Genomic DNA, 339 nt, shown 5'->3' with positions numbered 1-339 from the left:
ACATCGAACACTTCGCCCTGAGTGACGCGCACCAGCTTGCCTTGGGCTTGCCTGATTTGATAATGCAGACCCCGAAGCACACCTTTCGCCGAGCGTGAGTGATTGTCCTGAACAAAGGTAACGGGATGACCAACGGCTTCATCGAACGCTTTCTGATTGAAGCTTTCATAAAAAAAACCGCGATCATCACCAAATACCTTTGGCTCGAAGACGATGACGTCAGGAATAGCGAGGCGGGTTGCGATCATACGTAGGGTATCTCCGAAAAACTGACCAGCGCAGACTCGTGCGGCACTGGTTTGGAAAAGCGTCTGATAATGGATGCTTGCTGCCCGACGT

1 protein-coding gene is annotated in these 339 nt (G+C 51.6%); it reads right to left on the bottom strand.

The window, feature by feature from the left end:
* The coding region (locus EE949_RS00060) for a dTDP-4-dehydrorhamnose 3,5-epimerase family protein (protein WP_206335682.1) at positions 1-248 on the bottom strand (248 nt) is incomplete at its 3' end.
* Positions 249-339 lie beyond the last annotated feature (91 nt).

It is taken from the genome of Pseudomonas viridiflava, assembly GCF_900602065.1.
Lineage (GTDB): Bacteria > Pseudomonadota > Gammaproteobacteria > Pseudomonadales > Pseudomonadaceae > Aquipseudomonas.
This window is presented reverse-complemented; position numbering and strand designations above follow the sequence as displayed.